This is a genomic window from Micromonospora antibiotica (genome assembly GCF_017599305.1).
Classification (GTDB): domain Bacteria; phylum Actinomycetota; class Actinomycetes; order Mycobacteriales; family Micromonosporaceae; genus Micromonospora; species Micromonospora antibiotica.
The window spans coordinates 1-22,102 of sequence record NZ_JAGFWR010000036.1; the positions used below are offsets into that span (position 1 = coordinate 1).

A 22,102-nucleotide genomic window follows, 5' to 3' on the forward strand; every position below is an offset into this window, starting at 1 on the left:
CCGGCCCCGCCCCGGCCCCGCCCCGCCCCGCCCCGCCCCGGCCCCGGCCCCGCCCCGGCGCGGGGCCGGGGCCGGAAATGGACGACACCGCCGACGCCCTGCGCGTCGGCGGTGCCTCCATCCCGGAGTGGACCGGCCGCCCGAGCGGCCGTGGGTGCGGGGTTGGGGGGACCTTCGATGGCGCGCGCCCGCTGGCGTGTGGCGCGTCCACCGCCCTCGTCCGCTCCGGGGGTTCGTGGGGGGAGGGTCCGGCGGGTGGTACCGCGACGCCGGCCCGGTGGGGGCCGGCGTCGCGGCCGGGACCGTGCGACGCTGCCGGTACGTCGAGGCCCTGGTGTGCCGGTGGCCGGCCGCGCCCTCCCCGGCTGCGACCGGCCACCGTGTCCCGGCTGATGCTGGATCAGTAGGTGTAGTCGCCGCCGCTGCTGGAGCCGCCCGAGTCGCCGGCCGCCGGCGGGGCGACCGCCTTCGGCGTGCCGGTGGGCAGGCAGGTCAGGTTCTTCTTGCCGTTCGGGTCGACCACGAACCAGGTGCCGCCGACGCCCTGGCCCTTCCACTGGCCGGCCTTCTTGTCGCCGATGTAGCGGTAGACCGGCCAACCACCGATGGTGATCTGGCGGGTGCCGTCCTGGCGGGTGACGGTGCCGACCTTGTCGTCGGAGACGCCCTGGAGCTGCGGGTTGCCGTCGGTCAGCGCGGGCGGCCAGACCTGGGCGCACTTGTCGACGCAGTTCGACGACGGCGGATCGTCGGAGTCCTTGTCGAAGCGGTAGAGGATGAAGCCCTCCTGGTCCACCACGACCTGGCCCATCCGGGCGATCTTCTTACCGACGAGCTGGTCGGTGAGCTGAACGTTGGCCGGGGGCGGCGCCTGGTCGGCGGCGGGGGCGCCCGAGGCGCCGGGCGCACCGGGGGAGGCCGAGGAATCCGGCTCGACCGACGCGGTGGGCTCGGCCGCGGCGACGGCGACCGGCTCGGCTGCGCTGGAGTTCGCTCCGTTGTAACCTGCGGGGGCGCAGGCCGTGAGTGCGACCACCGCGCTCGCGACGATGACGGTCGTCCGCTTGATCTTTGCCACGTGCCCTCCTCATTCTTGGTAGTTCACCGAGTAGTACGGAGCGTCCACTGTCAAGGTTGAACGATCTACAGTGGGCCATTTCACATCTGATTCGTTGAACCGTTCCGGCCGGCCGTACGTGTGCGCCAGCAGAGGCACCCTCCGGCCCCGGAAAGCCGAAACGGCGTCGACCCGGACCGGGTCGACGCCGTTTCGACGGTTGGTTCAGGGAACCAGGGTCACCAGCGGACTCGCCACCCCGTTGGCGTCCACCGACTGCACCTGCAACTTCGCGATCTCACCGCGCGGCGCCGAGGTGGACGCCTCCAACTGGAGATTCTGCGGGTTGGCGGTGGTGCCGTAACCCGTTCCCGGCACCGCCCAGGTGGAGATCACCTCGGTGGTGTCGTTCTTGCGGATGACCACCAGCCGGCAGGTGCGCGGGCCGGGCAGCCGGGTCAGGTTGAACCCGATCCAGGTGCCGTACTCCTTGCTGGCGAGCCACATGGTGGTCTTCACCCCGGTGCTGCCGTCGGTCGCGTCGAACTGGTCGCCTTCGATCTCGGTGCCACCCACCGACGGCCCCGACCGGGTCGGCTGCGGGCTCGCCGGCCCGTCCACCGGCGCGGACCGGCTCGGCTCGGCGATCACCGGGCCGGAACCACCGCCCGGGTTGCCGAAGGTGGCCACCCCGACGCCGCTGAGCGCGCCGACCGCCACCACCGCGGCGGCCATCGACAGCACCTGCCGGAACCGGGCCTTGCGCCGGTGGGTACGGACCGCGACCAGGGTGCGGTCCAACAGCCGCGGGTCCGTCGCGGTCTGCTCCATCGCCATCATCGTCTCGCCGTCGATGTCGGAGAGCAGCCCCACCACCGGGACCATGGTCTCCAACTCGGCGGCACACGCCCAGCAGGTCGCGAGGTGTTCCTCGAACCGTTCGGTGTCCTGCACGTCCAGGACGCCGAGCGCGTAGGCGGCTACGTCCATATGGTCTGCCCGGCTCATTCCGTCACCCCCCTCTCCTGTAGGGCCGTGCGCAGCGCGCGCAGCGCGTAGTAGACCCGCGACTTCGCGGTGCCCAGCGGCAGGCCCAACTCCTCGGCCGCCTCCGGCACCGTCCGGCCACGGAAGTACGTCGCCACCAGGATCTCCCGGTGCGACTGGCTCAACGTACGCAGCGCGTCCGCCACCGTCATGGTGCGCAGCACCCGGTCGGTGCTGTCCGCCTCGGCGAACGCCGTCAGATCCCGGTCGTACGTCTCGGGCGGGCGGGCCTGCTCGCTACGGTGCTCGTCGATGGCGATCCGCCGGGCCACCGTGACCAGCCAGGGCCGCAGCGAACCCTGCCCCTGCACGCCCAGCCGGTGCGCGTTGCGCCAGGCCCGCAGCAGCGTCTCCTGGACGATGTCCTCGGCGCGCTGCCGGTCACCACCGGTCAACCGCATCACGAACATCAGCAGCGGGCCGGCGTGCTCGGCGTAGAGCAGCCGGACCAACTGGTCGGAGTGGCTCGCCTCCGGGGTCGTCGCCGGGGCCTGGTGCCGCCCGGGCGCCGATCGGGGAGTCACCGGGCCATTCTGGCGATCGGTGGGGCCGGCGTCGACCCCCCGGCTTGCCCTCGACGCACGCGACTGCGGCTGGGCCCGGGCGAACATCCACCCTGGCCTGGCCAATTCGCCGTGCAAGCCGGCCGCGACCGCACTCATCCAGACCTCCTGCTGTCCACCGACATCAGCGGGCCCACGGGGAGGGCGCCGACCCTTGATACGGAACGCCCATCCCGGCGGATCAACGGCGGACCGAAAAAATTCCTGGCGGCGGCGGAACGGAGCCCGTGGCGTCCGCGTCGGTGACCACCGCCGCGCCGGCCACGAACCGGTCCAGCTGGTCGCCGGCCAGCACCCGACCGGGGAACCAGTCCCCGGCCGCGCGGCGGGTCAACTCCGGCACCGGCGGCTCGACCCGCCCCGCCACCAGCACCAGGTTGCCGTGCCGCCGCCCCCGCAGCACGGCCGCGTCACCGACCAGGGCGGCCCGGGGCAGCACCGAACGCACCGTCGCCACTTGGGCGCGGGCGTGCCGCAACGGTGGACCGTCGGCCAGGTTGGCCAGGTACCAGCCGCCCGGCGCGAGCACCCGGGCCACCTGCCCCGCGTACTCGGCGCTGGTCAGGTGGGCGGGGGTACGCGCACCGGCGAAGACGTCGGCGACCACCACGTCGTACCCGCCGTCGCGGCTGGCCTCCAGGGTGGCCCGGGCGTCGGCGACCCGCACCTTCAGCCGGGAGTCGGCCGGCCAGGGCAGCTCCCGGCGGACCAGCTCCACCAGCGCGCCGTCGACCTCGGCGACCCGCTGGGTCGACCCGGGCCGGGTGACCTGCACATACCGGGGCAGGGTCAGCGCGCCGCCGCCCAGGTGCAGCACCCGCAGCGGGGCCCCCGGCGGGGCGAGCAGGTCCAGCGCCGCGCCGAACCGGCGGACGTACTCGAACTCCAGGTGAGTCGGGTCGGCCAGGTCCACGTGCGACTGCGGGGCGTCGTCGAGCAGCAGCGTCCACGAGCGCGGCCGGTCCGGGTCCGGCACCAGCTCGGCCCGACCGGTGTCCACGTCCACGACGATCCGGTCGTCACCCCGACGGCGGCCCATCAGTGGTACCTCCCACGGTCGTGGCCCATCAGCGACGCATCCCGCTGCGGCTGGCCATGGTCAGCGCGCGGTGCAGCAACCGGGCGTCGCCCAGCAGCCCGCGCAGCCGCCGCTCCAACCCGGCGATCGGCACCAGGTTCTGCGGGGCCCGGGGGTCCTTGTACGGCGAGGAGGCGAACCGGGGCAGGGTGACCAGCGACAGGTCGGCCAGCGCGATCGCGTCCTGCGGTTCGAGGTCGGGCGAGCACTCCAGCCGGACGATCCCGGCCCACGGCGCACCCACCGTCACCGGCAGCCGCAGGTACCACGACCAGCCACCCCAGGCGGTGCCGAGCCGGAACACCGGGGACCGCTGGCCGGAGCCCAACCCGGTGACCACGGCGTTGAGCCGGGCGTCGAGATACTGGCTGTGCTGGGTCTTGATGTAGCCCAGGGTGCGCGGCAGCTGCCGACGCGCCCGCAGCGGACCGTCCACCACCAGCAGGTCCCCGTCGGTGCGGGCCGCGTCGGACACGGCCACCTCCAGGGCGGTCAGCGGGGCCTGCACCGCCGCGGGCAGCTTGCTCAGCTCCCCGGTGCCGCCGACCCGGTGCACCGGGTAGCGCACCTGCCCGCAGGCCACCTCCTGCGCCGACGGGCTGGCCGTGAACAGGCCCCGACCCACCCGTGCCCCGGCCAGCTCGGCCGCGCCGCGCTCCAGGTCACAACGGACCACCCCGGCCGCGTACGAGGCGGCGATCCCCGGATACGAGGCACCGTCCTCCTCGGCCGTCCACACGCTGGCGTCGATCCGGCGTACCCCGTCGACGAGCAGCACCACGTCCGGGGCGGCCACCCCCGGGCGGGGCCCGATCGCCCGCCAGTCCACCGCCGGCAGTTCCACGTCGGTGTCGACCTGGGTGCTGCTCGGCGTCACCGGCCCACCCGGCGTCGCCTCGAACGACGCCCCGTAGGACGGGTCCCAGGCGTCCACGAACAGCTGCGGCCCGGTCACGTCACCGCCCCATGAACCGACCTCGCGCTCACCGGGCCCGCCTTTCGTTCGCGGCTGCGGGGCTCCGCTGCGCTGCACTCCTCGCGCTCACCGGGCCCGCCTTTCGTTCGCGGGCTGCGGGGCTCCGCTGCGCTGCACTCCTCGCGCTCACCGGCCGGTCCGTTCGACGTGGGCCGTGCGGGCGTCCTTGCGGACCTCGAAACGCACCGGGATGCGCTCGGCCAGCGCCGGCACGTGGGTGACCACGCCGACCATCCGGTCACCCCGGGCGGCCAGGCTCTCCAGGGTGGCGGCGACGATGTCCAGGGTGGCCGCGTCGAGGGTGCCGAACCCCTCGTCCAACACGATCGACTCCAGGCTGGCGGCGGTGGTGGACATCCCGGCGAGCTGCTCGGACAGGGCCAGCGCCAGCGCCAGCGACGCCTGGAACGTCTCCCCGCCGGACAGCGTCCGCACCCCCCGGCGCAGCCCCGCGTCGTGGTGGTCCACCACGAAGAACTCACCCTTGTCGTGGACCAGGTCGTACTGCCCCTGGGACAGCTCCCGCAGGATCCGGGAGGCCCCGTCGACCAGCAGGTCCAACGCCTCGGCCAGCAGCCACCGCTCGAAGTTGTTGGCCCGCAGGTGCCCGGCCAGCGCCCGCGCCGTACGCGCCTGCCGTTCGTGCTCGGCGCGCTGCTCCCGCAGCTGGAGGGCCTGCGCGCGGCGTTCGGTGATCCGCCGCAGGTCGGCCTCGGCCCGCTCGGCGGCCACCGCGACCGCCTGCGCCGGGTCGTCGGCGGGGGGCAGCCCGGCGGCGTCGAGCAGGCCGCCGAGGCGTTCCTCGACCGACTCGGCGGCCGACCGCGCCGTGTGCACCGCCTCGACCAGAGCGTCCCGCTCGGCCCGTCGTCGCCCGGCCTGCGCGCCGGCCCACCCGACCAGGGCCGTCCAGGCGGCGGCGACGTCGTCCCGGTCGGCGGCCGGCGGCCCGAACCGGGCCAGCCCGTCCCGGGTGGTGTCGAAGTCCCGCCAGGCGGCCCGCAGCCGTTCCTCGGCGGTGTCGGCTGCCCCCCGGGCCCGCCGGGCGGCGTCCCGGCCGGACCGTACCGCCGCCGCGGCCTCGTCGAGTGCCTGCCGCAGCCGGGCGTGCTCGGCGAGCTGGTCGCGCAGCGCCGCCGGGGTGGCCGCCCCGGCGAGCTGCCCGGCCAGCTCGGTCAGCCGGCCGTGCAGCTGGTCGTGCTGGGCCCGCAGCCGGACCAGTGTCCGGTCCCGCTCCCGGGCGGCGGTGTCCCGCTCGTCGACCAGCGCCTGCGCGGCCTTGCTGGCCGCCCGGGCCGCCTTGCCGGCGGCGGTCGCCGCAGCCACCGCCGAACCGGCCGGCAACGCCGGTACCCGGGGCACCGGCTGCACGCAGACCGGGCAGGTCGCGCCGTCGACCAGGTGCGCCCGGAGCGCGACCGCCTGGTCGGTGGCCTTGGCCTCCTCGTGCGCCCGGAACGCCGCCTCCAGCTCGGCCTCGGCCCGTGCCGCCGCCTCCCGGGCCGCGTCGAGCGCCGCCACCGCCGTGTCGTGCGCGGCCCGCGCCGCGTCCAGCGCCGCCCGGACCGTGTCCGCCTCGCCGGCCAGCCGCTCCGCGTCGGCGTGCGCGCGCAGCAGCAGCCGCAGGGCGCTCTCGTCGCCCGCGCCCGCCAGCTCGCCGCGCAGCTTCTCCTCCCGCTCCTCGGCCAACGCCACGGTGCGGGCCGCCGCGTCGACCGCCGCCCGCGCGGTGCTCACCGCGTGGGCCACCTCGGCCACCCCGGCGGGGGCGCGCACCCCCGCCAGCCCGGCCAGATCGGCGTCGAGCGCCGCCAGCGCCGCCGTGGCCTCCCGCGCCGCCGCCCACGCCCGCTCCCGCTCCGGTACGGCCGCCGCGACCGCCCCGGACAGCTCCCGGATCCGGTCGACCTGCGCGGACGCGGTGGCCAGCGTCGCGTCGTCGACGTCGGTCAACCCGCCGAGCACCCGGGCGACCGCCTCCAGTTTCGCCTCGGCCTGCCCGGCGCGTTCGGTGGCCCGTTTCTGCACGTTCTCGTAGACGCCGAGGCCGAGCAGGTTGACCAGGATCTGCTGCCGGGTGGCCGGCTTGGCGTGCAGGAAGTCGGCGAACTGCCCCTGCGGCAGCACCACGCAGGAGGTGAACTGCTCGTACGGCAGCCCGACCGCGTCCAGCACGGCCTGTTCCATCTCGGCCGGGGTGCCGGCCAGCACCTCGCCCAGGTCCTCCGGGCTGAGCCCGGTGTCGAGCTTGGTGATGTCGAACCCGGGTGGCATCAGCTGCAACCCGGCGTTGGCGGTCTTGACCGTGCCCCGGCCGTCGCGGCGGACCACCCGGGTCGCCACGTACCGGTCGCCGGCCGACTCGAAGACCAACCGGACCCGGGCCTCCACCGCCGACGGGGCGAGCGCGTTGGCCAGCCCCCGGGCGCCACCCCAGCGGGGCACCGAGCCGTAGAGGACGAAGCAGATCGCGTCCAGCACCGTCGACTTGCCCGAGCCGGTCGGCCCGACGAGGGCGAAGAAGTCGGCGTCGGTGAAGTCCACGGTGGTCTCGTCGCGGAAGACGGTGAAACCGGCCAGGTCCAGCCGCATCGGTCGCATCAGCGCTCCACCTCCTCCAGCAACTCGTCGAAGAGGTCCCGGACCCCGTCGTCGTCGTGCCCCCGGCTGCCCAGGTAGTCGGCGAACAGCTCGCGGGGGGAGCGGCCGGCCCGCTGGGCGACCCGGGTGCCGCTGCCCGGGGCGGGCAGCAGCTCCGGGTCGATCCGGATCTCCAACGCGCGGGGGAACAGCTCCTGCACCTCCTCCCGCAGGCCGGCCCGGGGCTGCTCCCGGACGAACACCCGCAGCCAGCCCTCGGGCGGGTCGGCCTCGGCCAGTTGGGTGAGGGTGCCGCGTACCGTACGCAGCGGCACCGCCGCCGACACCGGCACCTCCCGGATCCGGGCGGCGGAGTGTGCGCCCACCTCGACCAGGGTCACCGAGCAGACGTTCTCCTGCTCGCCGAAGTCGACCGCGAGCGGGCTGCCGCTGTAGCGGATCGGGCACGGGCCGATCACCCGCTGCGACCGGTGCAGGTGCCCCAGGGCCACGTAGTGCGCGGTGCCCGGGAAGACCGACGTCGGCACCGCGTAGCCGAGGACGGTGTGCGCGTCCCGCTCGCCGCCGCCGGTGCTCGCCCCGACCACGGTGAGGTGGGCGGTGACCAGGTGCACCCGGTCCGGCTCGGTGAAACCCTCGGTCAGCTTCGCCAGCACCCGGCCGAGGTGGTCGGCATAGGTCTGGGTGGCCTCGGCGGCGGTCAGCTCGTACATCTCCACCGCGCGGACCGCGTACCGCTGGGACAGGAAGGGCAGCGCGGCGAGCTGCCACCGCTCACCGTCGGCGGTGACGCCGTCGATGACGTGCTCGGCCGGGTTGTCGCGGACCCCGCCGCGCAGGGTGATGCCGGCCGCCTCCGCCCAGGGGCGCAACGCGTCGAGGGCGTGGCCGTTGTCGTGGTTGCCGCCGATCGCCACCACGTCGGCCCCGGTCCGGCGCAGCGCGGTCAACGCCCGGGTGACCAGCCGGGTCGCCTCCGGGCTCGGCGCGGCCGTGTCGTAGAGGTCGCCGGCGACGATGACGAGGTCGGGGCGCTCGGCGTGGGCGATCTCCATCACCCCGGCCAGCACCTGCTTGTGCTCCTCGGCCCGGGACTGTCCCTTGAGCACCTTGCCGACGTGCCAGTCGGAGGTGTGCAGGATCTTCATGGCGGCCAGCCCCCTAGAACGGAATGTCGTCGTCGGCGCCGCCCGAGCCGACCACGGCGAACGGATCGATCGAGCCGGTGATCGAACGCAGCGTCTCCGACGGGGCGCGGCCCGCCTCGGACACCCGGGTCGCCCAGGCCGGGAAGGGGAACTCCAGGCACAGCGGGACCGGGATGTCGGGCTGGTTGACGAACATGGTGCCCGGCTTGGCCAGCAGGGCGCGTTGCCGCTGGGCCGGCGGGAGGAAGCCGTACTCCGGGCGGGACGCCTCGGCCGGGTCGAGCCGGCCGACCACCCGGATCGCCGAGTTGGTGACGATCCGCCGCTCCACCTCGCTGGCCGTCTGCTGCGCGCCGACCAGGATCACCCCGAGCGAACGGCCCCGCTCGGCGATGTCGAGCAGCACCTCCTTGATCGGGGAGGAGCCCTCGCGGGGGGCGTACTTGTTCAGCTCGTCGAGGACGACGAAGAGCAGCGGCTTGGCGGTGCCGGACTTCTCCTTGCGTTCGAACTCGCCGCGCAGCGTCACGCCGACCACGAAGCGCTGCGCGCGGTCCGGCAGGTTGTGCAGGTCGACCACGGTGACCTGGGCGCTCTCGGCGGTGTTGATCGCATGCGGGCGGCGGGTGGCCAGGTCGCCCCGGATCAGTCGACCCAGGTCCTTCTTGCTGCCGATCAGCCGGCGGGCGAACGCGTTGACGGTGCCCAGGCCGACCGCGCTGCCCGCCCAGTCGCCCCGGGTCTCGTCGTCGTTGAGCTGCTCGACGACGTGGTCGACGAGGTCGGCGTAGGAGCCGAGGCGCACCCCGTCGACGCTGACCCCACCGTCGGCGGGCTGGGCGTAGCGGGCCAGGTGGGCGGTGACCGAGTGCACCACCATCGTGTACTGCTGGCGCTCGTCGTCGGCGTCGGCGAAGACGTACGGCAGGAGGCGGTCGGCGCAGAACTCGCTCAGCGTCCAGTAGAAGGCGTCGACGCCGGTGAGCCGGCTGCTCACGTCGGGGGTGCCGGAGGCGTCGCCGACCCGGGGCGGGGCGTACACCCGCACGTCGGGGAACGCCCCGGCGGCCAGCCCCAGCTTGGCGTACGCGGCCCGGGTGGGATCGTCGAGACGGGCGTTGGGGTGGTCGAGGAAGAGCAGGTCCTCGCCCTTGACGTTGAAGATCAGCGCCTTGGCGTTGACCGCGTCGCCGCCCAGCACCCCGGAACGGAACACCGAGTAGAGCAGGAAGGTGGCGAAGCTGGTCTTGGTGGCCACCCCGGAGATGCCGGAGATCGACACGTGTGCGCCCCGGCTGCCGTCGAGGAAGTCGGCGTTGAGGTAGACCGGGACGCCGTCGCGGCCCATCCCCATCGGGATGCGCCGTTCCATCCGGTCGAAGTGCAGCGCGCGGGCGCGGGCGTCGCCCTCGGCCCGGTAGACCGTCGCACCCGGCGCGGGCGGCACGTACAGCTCGGGGTCGACCCGGGTGGTGGTGATCTCGGCGGCCTCCTGCACCTGGGCCGGGAGGGTGCCGTCGGCGATGGCGAAGACGTCCGACTCGAACTGGGCGCCCTCGTGCCGGGCGCGGACCTGGGTGACCACCCCGGCGATGGTGACCGGTTCCCGGTCGGGCAGGTCGCGCCGGGTGACCACCACGTCGTCGAGCTGGAGGTAGCTGCCCGGGGAGACGGCCGTCCAGAACTGCAACGGGGTGGCGTCGGCGGTGCCGAGCACCCGGCCGACGGGCTCGCCGGGGCCGTCGATCCGGCCGTCGATCCGGTCGTCGGTCATCCGCGGGCTCCGGTCAGCTGGTCGTCTCGGTCAGGGCGCACGACCTGCATCCTGCCCGAGGAGTGCGACAGGTTGCCACGCGACGCGGCGGACGCCACCGGTGGGCGGCAGTGGCGGCGACCCCGGGGAGGCGTACGACCGCCGATTCGGTGACCCCGGGGGAGTGTGCGGTCACCGACGGTCGAGATGTCGGGTGCGGGTGACCGCGTTTCGGCAGGTGGCGCGGGGTGACGGAAATACTCCGAAAAAATCTCGGTCCAGGGCGTGACAGAAACCGGCCGGTTGGGCTGAGAATAGCCACAGCCGACATCGAGGATCTTCTTCCTTCGGTGCCGGTTGTCACGCCCGTAACCTGCGGACACGTGACCGGCCCACGGTCCACCACCGGCGGGCCATCGTCAGTCGGCACCCCCCCGACTGTCCCTGTGGAGGCAGAACCCCGATGCGCCGAACCCCCCTGATGAGCAGCCTCGCCACGGCCGCTCTCCTGGCCACCGTCGTCACGGTGCCCACGGCGGCCACCGCCGCACCCACCGGTACCGCCGACCCGTTCACCCGCGCGGTCGCCCAGCTCAAGGCCCACTCCGGTGCCGGCCTCGCCGCCGACGGCCAGACGTTCACCCCCCGCAACGTGGTGACCGACGCCGACGGCACCGAGCACGTCCGGCTCAACCGCTACTCCGACGGTCTGCCCGTCCTCGGCGGCGACCTGGTCGTCCACCTCGGCAAGGGCGACTCCTGGCGCGGCGCCACCCACCGCCTCGCCAACGCCCCGCAACGCGCCGCGAAGGCCAAGCTCAGCGAGGCCGCCGCCAGCAAGATCGCGTACGCCGCGTCGACCGCCACCGGCCGCTCCGTGGCCGGCGCGCAGCTCGTCTTCGACGCCGGTGACACCGCGACCACCCTCGCCTACGAGGTGGTGGTCGGCGGCACCCACGCCGACGGCACCCCGAGCGAGCTGCACGTGCTGGTCGACGCCACCACCGGCGCGGTCCGCGACTCGTGGGAGGGCGTGCAGCGGGAGGGCACCGGCAACACCTTCCACTCGGGCACGGTCTCGGTCGGCAGCAACCTGTCCGGCAGCACCTACCAGCTCGCCGACCCGGCCCGGGGCAACCACCGCACCTACGACCTCAACGGCAAGACCACCGGCACCGGCACCCTGGTCACCAGCACCAACAACGTGTTCGGCAACGGCACCCTGACCAACCGGCAGACCGCCGCCGCCGACGCCGCCTTCGGCGCGCAGAAGACCTGGGACTACTACAAGAGCGCCCACGGCCGCAACGGCATCCGCAACGACGGCGTCGGCGCGTACAGCCGGGTGCACTACAGCAGCAACTACGCCAACGCGTTCTGGCAGGACGCCTGCTTCTGCATGACCTACGGCGACGGCGGCTCCGGCTGGTACCCGCTGACCTCGCTCGACGTGGCCGGGCACGAGATGACCCACGGCGTCACCAGCAACACCGCCGGGCTGCGCTACAGCGGCGAGTCCGGTGGCCTCAACGAGGCCACCAGCGACATCTTCGGCACCCTGGTCGAGTTCTACGCGGCCAGCGCCAAGGACCCGGGCGACTACCTGATCGGTGAGAAGCTGCGCAGCACCGGCACCCCGCTGCGCTACATGGACAAGCCCTCCAAGGACGGCAAGTCGGCGGACTGCTGGAGCAGCTCGGTCGGTGGCCTGGACGTGCACTACTCCTCGGGCGTGGCCAACCACTTCTTCTACCTGCTCGCCGTGGGCAGCGGCACCTCCTCCTACGGCACCAGCACGACCTGCAACGGCACCACCGTCACCGGCATCGGCAACACCAAGGCCGGCGCGATCTGGTACCGGGCGCTGACCCGCTACATGACCACCACCACCAACTACAAGGGCGCCCGCACCGCGACCCTGTCGGCCGCCACCGACCTGTACGGCGCGACCAGCACCGAGTACAAGACGGTCGCCGCCGCGTGGGCGGCCGTGAGCGTCAGCTGATCCCGGTCCGGCGGCGACGGCTCTCCGTCGCCGCCGGACCGTCGCGTTCATCCGCGGGGCGTGGCCACATCGGACGGTGTGGCCACGCCCCGCGTCGTGCGGGTCCCGCCCCGCCGGTCGACCGGCCGGGCCGTCGCACCCGGGCCGGACGCGGCGGCGTACCCCCGGCTGCCTGTGGTGTCGGGCGGCGCGCGCCCGGCGGACCGCCGCGGGGTGCCGGCCTCAGCCGGCGGGTGCGGCCCCGGCGGACGGCGTGTCCGCCGGATCGCGGGCGTAGCGCAGCATGAGCACGCCGTCCCCGGCGGCCAGCGTGTGCCGCAGCGGCAGCGGCCGGGGCGGACTGTGCGGCCCGGCGGTGATCCGCCCCGGGCCGGCTCCGGCCAACAGCGGGGCGACGGTCAGGCAGAGTTCGTCGACGAGGTCGGCCGCGGTGAGCGCGCCGAACAGGTGCGGACCACCCTCGCAGAGCAGTTGCCCCAGTCCGCGTCGACGCAGCGCGGCCAGGCCGGCGGCGAGATCGACGGTGTCCCGGCCGACCCGCACCAGGTCGACGGCGTCGGTGAGGCCGGGCGGCGCGACGGCCGTCTCGGTGGTCAGCACCAGCGGGCGCACCGGGGCGTCGGCGAAGGCGGCCTGCGCCGGGTCGAGCCGCAGCGACCCGGAGACGACCGCCAGCGTGGGGTACTCGGCCAGGCCGTGCGCGCGTCGCCAGGCCCGCCGTGGCGCACTCAGCCGGATCGCCCGGTAGCCCTCGTGCCGCAGCGTGCCGGCAGCCACCAGCAGCCCGTCGCAGAGCATCCGGAGCAGACCGAAGACCCGCTTGTCCGGGGCGCCGGACAGCCCGGCGGAGTAACCGTCCAGGGTGACCGCACCGTCGGCGCTGGCGACGAAGTTGACCCTGAGCCGGGGGGTGTCGGCGCGGGCGTAGAGCGCGGTCAGCGCGGCGTCGTCCAGCGGACCGGTGGCCGGCGCGGGCCAGATCCGCCGGATCGGGATCTCGTCGCTCATTCGCCGGCCGGACCGGTGACCACGGGGGTGGGCGCGGGGGTACGGTGCTGGCAGTCGCACCACGTCCGGCCGGGGCAGTCGTCGTGCCTGCGCTGCCGGCACGCTCGGCAGATCATGCGGGCAGCCTATGCGGTGGGACGGACGGCTGCCGGCCACCCTCGGCTCTTACCGCCGAAGGTGTCCGCGCCGGGTCAGCACACCGGGCGGGCGGCCGGTGCGGGCCCCCGGTGGCTGTTCTCCCGGCCCGCACCGGTCGGGCGGCCGGTGCGGGCCCACGGTGGCTGCTCTCCCGGCCGGCACCGTCGTCGCCCGAGCGGGTCGGGGCGACCAGCCCGCTGCGTCACGTCCGGCGACCTGCGTCCCGGTGGTGGAGGGGCATAAACGCGATACCTGGTAACGATCTGGGAACGCTCCCAACGGTCTATTGACACCCCCGACACCTCCCGGCAATCTCATGGGAGCGTTCCCAAGGGCGTGGTGCGGATCACCCGCGGCCACCTCCGACGGACCGGCGGCAGACGTCGGACCGGCCCGGGACATGCAACGGCACCCCCACCACACCAACCCAGCCTCACCATCGAAAAGGGGTCAGGATGAGCGTCACCACGCGGCGTAACCGTTTCGCGGTCGCCGCCCTGGCCGCGGTCACCGCCATCGGCGGTCTCGCGGCCTGCGGCAAGGACGATGAGGCCAAGGAATCCGGCGGCAAGCCCAGCAAGCTGGTCGTCGACACCTTCGGCGAGTTCGGATACGACGAGATCATCAAGCAGTACGAGAAGGACACCGGCATCAAGGTTGAGCTGCGCAAGACCGCGCAGCTCAACGAGTACCGGCCGAAGGTGGTCCGGGCGCTCGCCACCGGCAAGGGCGCCGCGGACGTCACCGCGCTCGAAGAGGGCATCCTCAACGAGTTCAAGACCAACCCGGCCAACTGGGCCGACCTGGCGCCGTTGATCGCCGACCACAGCAAGGAATACCTGCCGTGGAAGTGGGAGCTGGGCAAGGCGGCGGACGGGCGGCTGATCGGCCTGCCCACCGACGTCGGCAGCCTCGCGGTCTGCTACCGCAAGGACCTGTTCGCCGCGGCCAAGCTGCCGACCGAGCGGGACCAGGTGGCCGCGCTCTGGCCGGACTGGAACGCCTTCATCGAGACCGGCAAGAAGTACCGCGCGGCCACCAACAAGGGCCTGATCGACTCGGTCACCACCGCGGCCAGCGCGGTCATGGTGCAGCAGGGCGGTGACCTCTTCTACGACAAGGAAGACAACGTCGTCGCCGACAAGAGCGCGGCCGTGAAGACCGCGTGGGAGACCTCGGTCGCGATGGCCGACGCGAAGATCTCCTCGAAGAGCGCCACCTGGTCGCCCGAGTGGTCGGCCGGCTTCAAGCAGGGCACCTTCGCGGCCACCTTCTGCCCGTCGTGGATGCTCGGTATCGTCGCCGACAACTCCGGCCCGGAGAACAAGGGCAAGTGGGACGTGGCGCCGGTTCCCGGCGGCGCGGGCAACTGGGGCGGCTCGTGGCTGGCCGTGCCGGCCCAGAGCAAGTTCCCGAAGGAGGCGGCGAAGCTCGCCGAGTACCTGACCAACGCCAAGAGCCAGGTCGAGGCGTTCAAGCTCAAGGGCCCGCTGCCGACCAACCTCGAGGCGCTGAAGAACCCGGACTTCACCAGCTACACCAACGAGTACTTCAGCGGTGCCCCGACCGGCAAGATCTTCGGTGGGAGCGTCGAGAAGATCCAGCCGCTGCACCTCGGCCCGAAGCACCAGGCGATCAAGGAGAACGCGTTCGAGCCGGCCCTGCGCTCGTACGAGAACGGGCAGTCCCCCAAGGACAAGGCCTGGGAGCAGTTCCTCAAGGACGCCAAGACCCAGGGCGCCTTCTGATCACTGCACCACCACCGGCGGTGGCGTCCGGGCATGTCCCGGGCGCCACCAATGGCGTCCCCCCGTTCCACGTACCGCCCGCCTCACCGGCCCCGCCGGAGCCGGGAAAGGACCCCGCATGAGCCTCTCGGCCACGACGGCGCCGCCGTCGCCCAGCGCACCACCCCCCACACCTCCCCGGCGGCGCAGCCGGGCGATCACCCTGAACCGCCTCGACCTGAAGCTCTCGCCCTACCTCTACATCGCGCCGTTCTTCGTGATCTTCGGCATCTTCGGGTTCTACCCGATGCTGCGTACCGCGTGGATGTCGCTGCACGACTGGGACCTCATCGGCGACCACAGCTTCATCGGGTTCGACAACTACACCCGGCTGTTCACCGACGAGTACTTCTGGAACGCCACGATCAACACGTTCGGCATCTTCATCCTGTCGACGATCCCCCAGTTGCTCCTGGCGCTGTTCCTGGCCACCATGCTCAACCGCACCTTCCTGCGGGCCCGGACGCTGTTCCGGATGGCCATCTTCATGCCCAACGTGGTCTCCGTCGCCGCGGTGGCGATCGTCTTCGGGATGCTCTTCCAGCGCGACTTCGGTCTGATCAACTGGGTGCTCAGCCTGGTCGGCGTCGACGCGGTCGACTGGGACGCCCAGAAGTGGAGCTCCTGGACGGCCATCGCCTCCATGGTCAACTGGCGGTGGACCGGCTACAACACGCTGATCCTGCTGGCCGGCATGCAGGCCATTCCGAAGGACCTCTACGAGGCCGCCGCGATCGACGGCGCGAACCAGTGGAAGCAGTTCTGGCGGATCACCCTGCCGATGCTGACCCCCACCTTCGTCTTCGTGGTCACCCTGTCCACCATCGGTGGGCTCCAGCTCTTCACCGAGCCGCTGGTCTTCGGCAACGGCAACATCATCGGTGGCGACCAGCGCGAGTTCCAGACCCTGGCGATGTACATGTACGAGCTCGGTATCGAGAACCTCAGCTCCGCCGGCTACGGCGCAGCGGTGGCCTGGGCCATGTTCGTCATGATCGCCCTGGTCTCGCTGGTGAACTTCCTGCTCGTCCGCCGTTCGGTGAAGTGAGGACCGCGCCGTGAACAAGGCATCCCAGCGCCTCTGGCGCACCAGTCCGCTGCTCTACATCGCGCTCGTCGTCGCGGTGCTCTTCTCGGTCTACCCGTTCTACTACATGGTGGTCATCGCCACCCGTAGCCTCGACCAGATCAACGACGTACCGCCGCCGTTCACCCCGGCCGGCGAGTTCGGCGCGAACTTCGGCCGGGTGCTCGACAACGACGCGGCGAACTTCCTCACCGGCCTGCTCAACTCGGTGATCGTCTCCGCGGTGGTGACCGTCTCGGTGGTGATCACCGGGTCGCTGGCCGGCTTCGCCTTCGCCAAGCTGCGGTTCCGGGGCCGCAACGCCCTGCTGCTGACGATCATCGTGACCATGATGATCCCGACCCAGCTCGGCCTGATCCCGCTCTGGGGCATGATCCAGGACCTCGGCTGGTACGACACCCTCTACGCGGTGACCGTGCCCTTCCTGGTCAGCGCCTTCGGCGTGTTCATGATGCGGCAGTACGCCATCCAGGCCATCTCCGACGAGCTGATCGAGGCGGGTCGGGTCGACGGCGCCAGCACCTTCCGGATCTTCTGGAACATCGTGCTGCCGGCGTTGCGCCCCGCCGCCGCCGTGCTCGGCCTGCTCACCTTCATGGAGACCTGGAACTCCTACCTCTGGCCGTACGCCGTGCTCACCCCCGAGAACCCGACCCTGCAGGTGTCGCTGGCGTTCCTGTCCTACGCCTACTACACCGACTACTCGCAGGTGTTCGCCGCGACCGCCATCGGCACCGTGCCCCTGGTGATCGTGTTCATCGTGTTCGGCCGCCAGATCATCGGCGGCATCATGGAAGGCGCCGTCAAGTCGTGAGCAACCCGACCCACCCGCCCGCTGTCGGCGTACTCGACCAGGGGCCGGAACTGACCTTCCCGCCCGGCTTCCTGTGGGGCGCGGCGACCGCCGCGTACCAGATCGAGGGGGCCGCCGCCGAGGGCGGCCGGACCCCGTCGATCTGGGACACGTTCAGTCACACCGAAGGGCGGGTGGTTTCCGGGCACACCGGGGACGTGGCCTGCGACCATTACCACCGGATGCCCGACGACGTCCGGATGATGGCCGAGCTGGGCCTCAAGTCGTACCGGTTCTCGGTCTCCTGGCCGCGGGTGCAGCCCGGCGGCACCGGCGGCGCCAACCAGCAGGGTCTGGACTTCTACCGGCGGCTGGTCGACGAGCTGCTGGCCAACGGCATCGAGCCGTGGCTCACCCTCTACCACTGGGACCTGCCCCAGCCGCTGGAGGACGCGGGCGGCTGGCCGGCCCGGGACACCGCCGGTCGGTTCGCCGACTACGCGTCCCTGGTCGCGGACGCCGTCGGTGACCGGGTGACGTACTGGACCACCCTCAACGAGCCGTGGTGCTCGGCGTTCCTCGGCTACGGCTCCGGGGCGCACGCCCCCGGGCGTTCCGACGGGGCGGACTCGGTCCGGGCCGGGCACCACCTCATGCTCGGTCACGGGCTCGCCGTGCAGGCCCTGCGGGCCAAGCTGCCGCAGGCCCAGCTCGGCGTCACGGTCAACCTCTACCCGGTGACCCCGGCCAGCGACGCGCCCGCCGACGTCGACGCCGCCCGCCGGATCGACGGGTTGGCCAACCGGTTCTTCCTCGACCCGCTGCTGCGCGGGTCGTACCCGGCGGACCTGACCGCCGACCTGGCCGAGGTGACCGACTTCGGACACGTCCGGGACGGCGATCTGGAGATCATCTCCACCCCGTTGGACCTGGTCGGCGTCAACTACTACAGCCGGCACGTGGTGGCCGCCCCGGTCGCCGGTGAGGAGCCGGAGAAGTACTGGCGGGCACCGTCCTGCTGGCCGGGCAGCGAGGACGTCCGGTTCGTCACCCGGGGTGTCCCGGTCACCGACATGGACTGGGAGATCGACGCCCCGGGCCTGGTGGAGACGCTGCGGCGGGTCCACGAGGAGTACACCGACCTGCCGCTCTACGTCACCGAGAACGGCTCGGCGTTCGTCGACACCGTGCAGGACGGTCGGGTCGACGACGTCGACCGGTTGGCCTACTTCGACGCACACCTGCGGGCATCCCACGAGGCGATCGGCGCGGGAGTGCCCCTGCGGGGCTACTTCGCGTGGTCGCTGATGGATAATTTCGAGTGGGCCTGGGGTTACACCAAGCGCTTCGGGATGGTCTGGATCGACTACGACACCCAGGCCCGTATCCCCAAGTCCAGCGCCAGGTGGTACGCCGAGGTGATCCGACGCAACGGTCTGGCCGCACAATAGGCAGAGGCCAGCCAGCATTCCGGACGGCCCCGCCGCGCCGCCCGCCCCCGGGGGCGGACGGCGGGGACCGTCCGACGTCGGAGGAGAGACGATGACAACGCAACGCACCCGGTCACTCGGGCGCCCGACCCTCGACGCGGTCGCCGCCCGCGCGGGTGTCGGGCGGGGCACGGTCTCCCGGGTGGTCAACGGTTCACCCCAGGTCAGCCCGGAGGCCCGGGCCGCCGTCCAACAGGCCATCGCCGAGCTGGGGTACGTCCCGAACCGGGCGGCACGGGCACTGGTCACCCAGCGCACCGACTCGGTGGCCCTGGTGGTCTCCGAGTCGGGGGAGCGGGTCTTCACCGAACCGTTCTTCGCCGGCATCGTCCGGGGCGTCAGCTCCGGCCTGCTGGAAACGCCGCTGCAACTCTGGCTCGCCATGGTGCAGTCCCCGATCGAACGGGAACGGGTCGAGAACCACCTGACCAACCAGCACGTCGACGGGGTGCTGCTGCTGTCGCTGCACGACTCCGACCCGCTGCCCACCCTGCTGGAGGAGCGCGACCTGCCCACCGTGCTCGGCGGCCGGCCGGCCCGGATGCTGCGCCCCGGGGCACGGCCGTCCTGGTTCGTCGACGTCGACAACGTCGGTGGGGCCCGCAACGCGGTGCAGCACCTGGCCCGGCGGGGCCGACGCCGGATCGCCACCATCGCCGGCCCGCAGGACATGGGCGCCGGCCTGGCCCGCCTGGTGGGCTACCGGGAGGCGGTGGAGTCCACCATCGGCGGGCTAGACCCGCGCATGATCGCCTACGGGGACTTCAGCGAGGGCAGCGGCGCGGCGTGCATGCGCCGGCTGCTGGACGCCTGCCCCGAGTTGGACGCGGTCTTCGTCGCCTCCGACCTGATGGCGTTCGGCGCGCTGCGGACCCTGCGTGAGTCGGGTCGCCGGGTGCCCGAGGACGTCGCGATCATCGGTTTCGACGACTCCCCGGTCGCCCAGCAGGCCGACCCGCCGCTGACCACGGTCTTCCAGCCGGTGGAGGAGATGGGCCGGCAGATGGCCCGGCTGCTGGTGGCCCGCATCCGGGGTGACGAGATCCCCACCCCGCACATCCTGCTGGACACCGAACTCATCCAGCGTGCCTCCACCTGAAGCGCTTCGACAGTTCCAGCCTCCACCCGGGGTCGTGCCTGACGGCGATGGCACGGTTCGCCGCAGGCGGCACCCGCCGTGCGGCACGGGCAGCCGCGCTGTGCGGCTGGTGGCCCGCTCCCGATCCGGGCCGACGGCCGGCGGCGCAGGCTCAGGACCACCGGCGCAGCTCCCGCTTGGCCAGGGACGAGCGGTGCACCTCGTCGGGGCCGTCGGCGAGCCGCAGGGTGCGGGCCTGAGCCCAGAGCCCGGCGAGCGGGGTGTCCTGGCTGACCCCGGCGCCGCCGTACCCCTGGATCGCCTTGTCGATCACCCACTCGGCCATCGCCGGCGTGGCGATCTTGATGGCCTGGATCTCGGTGTGTGCGCCCCGGTTGCCGACGGTGTCCATCAGCCAGGCGGTCTTGAGCACCAGCAGCCGGGCCTGCTCGATCCGCACCCGGGACTCGGCGATCCACTCCCGGACCACCCCCTGCTCGGCGAGCGGCCGGCCGAACGCGATCCGCTCGTTGGCCCGCCGGCAGAGCAGCTCCAGGGCCCGCTCGGCCATCCCGACCAGCCGCATGCAGTGGTGGATGCGGCCCGGACCGAGCCGGGCCTGGGCGATGGCGAACCCGGCCCCCTCGGCACCGACCAGGTTCTCCGCCGGCACCCGGACGTCGACGAAGTCGATCTCCGCGTGCCCGCCGTGCGGGGCGTCGGAGTAACCGAAGACGGTCATGCCCCGACGGACGTGCACCCCCGGGGTGTCCCGGGGCACCAGCACGATGCTCTGCTGACGGTGCCGGTCGGCGGTGGGGTCGGTCTTGCCCATCACGATGAACAACCCACACCGGGGGTCCATCGCCCCGGACGACCACCACTTGCGCCCGTTGACCACGTAGTGGTCGCTGTCGCGGACGATCCGGGTGGCGATGTTGGTGGCATCGGACGAGGCCACCTCCGGCTCGGTCATGCAGAACGCCGAACGGATCTCGCCGGCCAGCAGCGGGGTGAGCCACCTGTCGCGCTGCGCCTCGGAGCCGAACTCGGCCAGCAGCTCCATGTTGCCGGTGTCCGGGGCGGCGCAGTTGACCGCCTCGGGGGCCAGGTGCGGACTGCGCCCGGTCAGCTCGGCGAGCGGGGCGTACTGCAGGTTGGTCAGCCCGGCGCCGTAGCGCGGATCGGGCAGGAAGAGGTTCCACAGGCCGCGACGGCGGGCCTCGGCCTTCAGCTCGTCGAGCACCGGGGGCCGGGCCCACGGGTCACCCGCCGCCGCGACCTGTGCGGCGTGCACCGGCTCGGCCGGCAGGACGCACTCGTCCAGGAACGCGCCGAGCCGCTCCCGCAGCTCGACGGTGCGCTCGTCGTACCCGAAGTCCATCAGTTCCCCCTGACCGCGCGCAGACCGTGCTCCACCAGCGGCGTCACCATGTCGCCGATCCGGTCGAACCCACCGCCGAGGGTCTGCCCCAGGGTGTGCCGGTAGTGGATGCCCTCGCAGATCACCGCGAGCTTGAAACAGCCGAGGGCCAGGTGCCAGTGCAGCGGCCCCACGTCGACGTCGCTGCGCCCGGCGTACCGGTCGATCAGCTCGCCGCCGGTGGGGAAGCCCGCGCGCGGGCCGAGCCCGTCGGCGACCGGGTTGCCCTCGGCGAGAGCACTGTCGCCGAGCACGTCCCAGTACGTCAGCAGCAGCCCCAGGTCGGCCAGCGGGTCACCCAGGGTGGCCATCTCCCAGTCCAGCACCGCCCGCACCGACACCGGGTCGACCGCGGTGAGCAGGTTGTCCAGCCGGTAGTCGCCGTGCACGATCCGACCGGCGTTGACGCCCTCGGGCACCGAGGCGGCCAGCGCGTCGCGTAACTCGTCCACCCCGGGCAACTCCCGGCTGCGGGACCGGTCGAGCTGGCCGGCCCAGCGTCGTACCTGCCGGCCCAGGTAGCCCTCGGGGCGACCGAAGTCGGCCAGCCCCACCTCGGCCGGGTCGACGGTGTGCAGCGCGGCGAGGGTGTCCATCATCGCCCAGGCCAGGTCGCGGCGCTGGCCGTCGGTGAGCGGATCGGTCTGCGCCCGGGTGCGCAGCACCTCGCCCGGCACCCGCTGCATCAGATAGAACGGTGCGCCGATCACCGCCGGGTCGGCGCAGAGCAGCAGCGCCTCGGGCACCGGCACGGCGGTCGGTGCGAGCTCGGCGATCACCCGGTGCTCGCGGGCCATGTCGTGCGCGGTGGCCAGCACGTGCCCCAGCGGGGGGCGGCGCAGCACCACCTCGCGTCCGCCGCAGTGCAGCAGGTAGGTCAGGTTGGACTTGCCGCCGGTGATCAGGGTGGCCCGCAGCGGCCCGTCGGCCACCAGCTCCGGCCGGTGCGCGACCAGCCAGCCGTGCAACCGGTCGAGGTCCAGCCCCGGTGGTGCGGCGTACGGCGGCCCGGGCCGGCTGCCGGGGGACGCGTCGACGGCCGGCTCGGTCATCCGAATAGTTGAGGGCAG

17 protein-coding genes are annotated in these 22,102 nt (G+C 72.9%); 6 read left to right on the forward strand and 11 right to left on the reverse strand.

Annotation, left to right across the window (positions count from 1 at the left end; translation table 11 throughout):
• Positions 1-400: 400 nt before the first annotated feature.
• The 8 genes from JQN83_RS31145 to JQN83_RS31180 form a co-directional block, all read right to left on the reverse strand.
• Positions 401-1,078 carry a COG4315 family predicted lipoprotein gene (locus tag JQN83_RS31145; protein ID WP_208570734.1) on the reverse strand — a complete coding sequence of 226 codons (678 nt, stop codon included), beginning with the start codon at positions 1,076-1,078 and terminating at the stop codon, positions 401-403.
• Between the two features lie 204 nt (positions 1,079-1,282).
• The gene (locus tag JQN83_RS31150) at positions 1,283-2,065 is read right to left on the reverse strand and encodes an anti-sigma factor family protein (RefSeq protein WP_208570735.1); all 783 of its coding nucleotides are present in this window, start codon (positions 2,063-2,065) and stop codon (positions 1,283-1,285) included.
• Complete coding sequence (locus JQN83_RS31155) at positions 2,062-2,766, reverse strand: sigma-70 family RNA polymerase sigma factor (protein WP_208570736.1); 705 nt, start codon at positions 2,764-2,766, stop codon at positions 2,062-2,064. The genes JQN83_RS31150 and JQN83_RS31155 overlap by 4 nt, the downstream gene beginning before the upstream one ends.
• 82 nt (positions 2,767-2,848) lie before the next feature.
• Positions 2,849-3,706 (reverse strand): spermidine synthase, encoded by an 858-nt coding sequence (locus tag JQN83_RS31160; protein ID WP_208570737.1) that lies wholly within the window; start codon positions 3,704-3,706, stop codon positions 2,849-2,851.
• A gap of 28 nt (positions 3,707-3,734) precedes the next feature.
• The gene (locus JQN83_RS31165; protein WP_208570738.1) at positions 3,735-4,700 is read right to left on the reverse strand and encodes a hypothetical protein; all 966 of its coding nucleotides are present in this window, start codon (positions 4,698-4,700) and stop codon (positions 3,735-3,737) included.
• Between the two features lie 147 nt (positions 4,701-4,847).
• A complete protein-coding gene (locus tag JQN83_RS31170; RefSeq protein ID WP_208570739.1) occupies positions 4,848-7,322 on the reverse strand; it encodes an AAA family ATPase in 2,475 nt (824 codons plus the stop codon).
• The gene (locus JQN83_RS31175; RefSeq protein WP_208570740.1) at positions 7,322-8,470 is read right to left on the reverse strand and encodes an exonuclease SbcCD subunit D; all 1,149 of its coding nucleotides are present in this window, start codon (positions 8,468-8,470) and stop codon (positions 7,322-7,324) included. Before JQN83_RS31175 ends, JQN83_RS31170 begins: the two co-directional genes overlap by 1 nt.
• Positions 8,471-8,483: 13 nt before the next feature.
• The gene (locus JQN83_RS31180; RefSeq protein WP_208570741.1) at positions 8,484-10,244 is read right to left on the reverse strand and encodes an ATP-binding protein; all 1,761 of its coding nucleotides are present in this window, start codon (positions 10,242-10,244) and stop codon (positions 8,484-8,486) included.
• A gap of 442 nt (positions 10,245-10,686) precedes the next feature.
• Here JQN83_RS31180 and JQN83_RS31185 point away from each other — a divergent pair, with 442 nt between their 5' ends.
• Entirely contained in the window at positions 10,687-12,228 is a 1,542-nt protein-coding gene (locus JQN83_RS31185) for a M4 family metallopeptidase (RefSeq protein ID WP_208570742.1), read from the forward strand.
• A 222-nt stretch (positions 12,229-12,450) separates the two neighbouring features.
• Here JQN83_RS31185 and JQN83_RS31190 read toward each other — a convergent pair whose 3' ends face one another.
• Positions 12,451-13,236, reverse strand: coding sequence for a pyrimidine reductase family protein (locus JQN83_RS31190; RefSeq protein WP_208570743.1), 786 nt, complete (start codon positions 13,234-13,236; stop codon positions 12,451-12,453).
• Between the two features lie 593 nt (positions 13,237-13,829).
• Here JQN83_RS31190 and JQN83_RS31195 point away from each other — a divergent pair.
• From JQN83_RS31195 to JQN83_RS31215, 5 genes are all read left to right on the forward strand, one after another.
• Positions 13,830-15,122: an ABC transporter substrate-binding protein gene (locus JQN83_RS31195; RefSeq protein ID WP_208570744.1), complete on the forward strand. Its 1,293-nt coding sequence runs from the start codon at positions 13,830-13,832 to the stop codon at positions 15,120-15,122.
• Between the two features lie 118 nt (positions 15,123-15,240).
• Positions 15,241-16,209, forward strand: a complete 969-nt coding sequence (locus JQN83_RS31200) for a carbohydrate ABC transporter permease (protein WP_204924032.1) — start codon at positions 15,241-15,243, stop codon at positions 16,207-16,209.
• A gap of 10 nt (positions 16,210-16,219) precedes the next feature.
• Positions 16,220-17,062 carry a carbohydrate ABC transporter permease gene (locus JQN83_RS31205; protein ID WP_204924033.1) on the forward strand — a complete coding sequence of 281 codons (843 nt, stop codon included), beginning with the start codon at positions 16,220-16,222 and terminating at the stop codon, positions 17,060-17,062.
• Complete coding sequence (locus JQN83_RS31210) at positions 17,059-18,492, forward strand: GH1 family beta-glucosidase (RefSeq protein ID WP_208570745.1); 1,434 nt, start codon at positions 17,059-17,061, stop codon at positions 18,490-18,492. The genes JQN83_RS31205 and JQN83_RS31210 overlap by 4 nt, the downstream gene beginning before the upstream one ends.
• Before the next feature lie 91 nt (positions 18,493-18,583).
• Positions 18,584-19,630, forward strand: a complete 1,047-nt coding sequence (locus JQN83_RS31215; RefSeq protein ID WP_208570746.1) for a LacI family DNA-binding transcriptional regulator — start codon at positions 18,584-18,586, stop codon at positions 19,628-19,630.
• Between the two features lie 151 nt (positions 19,631-19,781).
• On the opposite strand, the gene JQN83_RS31220 is transcribed toward JQN83_RS31215, so the two are convergent.
• On the reverse strand, positions 19,782-20,993 hold the full coding sequence (locus tag JQN83_RS31220) for an acyl-CoA dehydrogenase family protein (protein ID WP_208570747.1): 1,212 nt from the start codon (positions 20,991-20,993) through the stop codon (positions 19,782-19,784).
• A complete protein-coding gene (locus JQN83_RS31225) occupies positions 20,993-22,084 on the reverse strand; it encodes a phosphotransferase family protein (protein ID WP_208570748.1) in 1,092 nt (363 codons plus the stop codon). The genes JQN83_RS31220 and JQN83_RS31225 overlap by 1 nt, the downstream gene beginning before the upstream one ends.
• Between the last annotated feature and the right edge of the window lie 18 nt (positions 22,085-22,102).

Bases quoted from the DNA above. Each gene is read 5' to 3' on its own strand.
- JQN83_RS31150 (WP_208570735.1), bottom strand. From the start codon at position 2,065: ATGAGCCGGGCAGACCATATGGACGTAGCCGCCTACGCGCTCGGCGTC.
- JQN83_RS31155 (WP_208570736.1), bottom strand. From the start codon at position 2,766: ATGAGTGCGGTCGCGGCCGGCTTGCACGGCGAATTGGCCAGGCCAGGG.
- JQN83_RS31160 (WP_208570737.1), bottom strand. From the start codon at position 3,706: ATGGGCCGCCGTCGGGGTGACGACCGGATCGTCGTGGACGTGGACACC.
- JQN83_RS31170 (WP_208570739.1), bottom strand. From the start codon at position 7,322: ATGCGACCGATGCGGCTGGACCTGGCCGGTTTCACCGTCTTCCGCGAC.
- JQN83_RS31175 (WP_208570740.1), bottom strand. From the start codon at position 8,470: ATGAAGATCCTGCACACCTCCGACTGGCACGTCGGCAAGGTGCTCAAG.
- JQN83_RS31180 (WP_208570741.1), bottom strand. From the start codon at position 10,244: ATGACCGACGACCGGATCGACGGCCGGATCGACGGCCCCGGCGAGCCC.
- JQN83_RS31185 (WP_208570742.1), top strand. From the start codon at position 10,687: ATGCGCCGAACCCCCCTGATGAGCAGCCTCGCCACGGCCGCTCTCCTG.
- JQN83_RS31190 (WP_208570743.1), bottom strand. From the start codon at position 13,236: ATGAGCGACGAGATCCCGATCCGGCGGATCTGGCCCGCGCCGGCCACC.
- JQN83_RS31195 (WP_208570744.1), top strand. From the start codon at position 13,830: ATGAGCGTCACCACGCGGCGTAACCGTTTCGCGGTCGCCGCCCTGGCC.
- JQN83_RS31200 (WP_204924032.1), top strand. From the start codon at position 15,241: ATGAGCCTCTCGGCCACGACGGCGCCGCCGTCGCCCAGCGCACCACCC.
- JQN83_RS31215 (WP_208570746.1), top strand. From the start codon at position 18,584: ATGACAACGCAACGCACCCGGTCACTCGGGCGCCCGACCCTCGACGCG.
- JQN83_RS31220 (WP_208570747.1), bottom strand. From the start codon at position 20,993: ATGGACTTCGGGTACGACGAGCGCACCGTCGAGCTGCGGGAGCGGCTC.
- JQN83_RS31225 (WP_208570748.1), bottom strand. From the start codon at position 22,084: ATGACCGAGCCGGCCGTCGACGCGTCCCCCGGCAGCCGGCCCGGGCCG.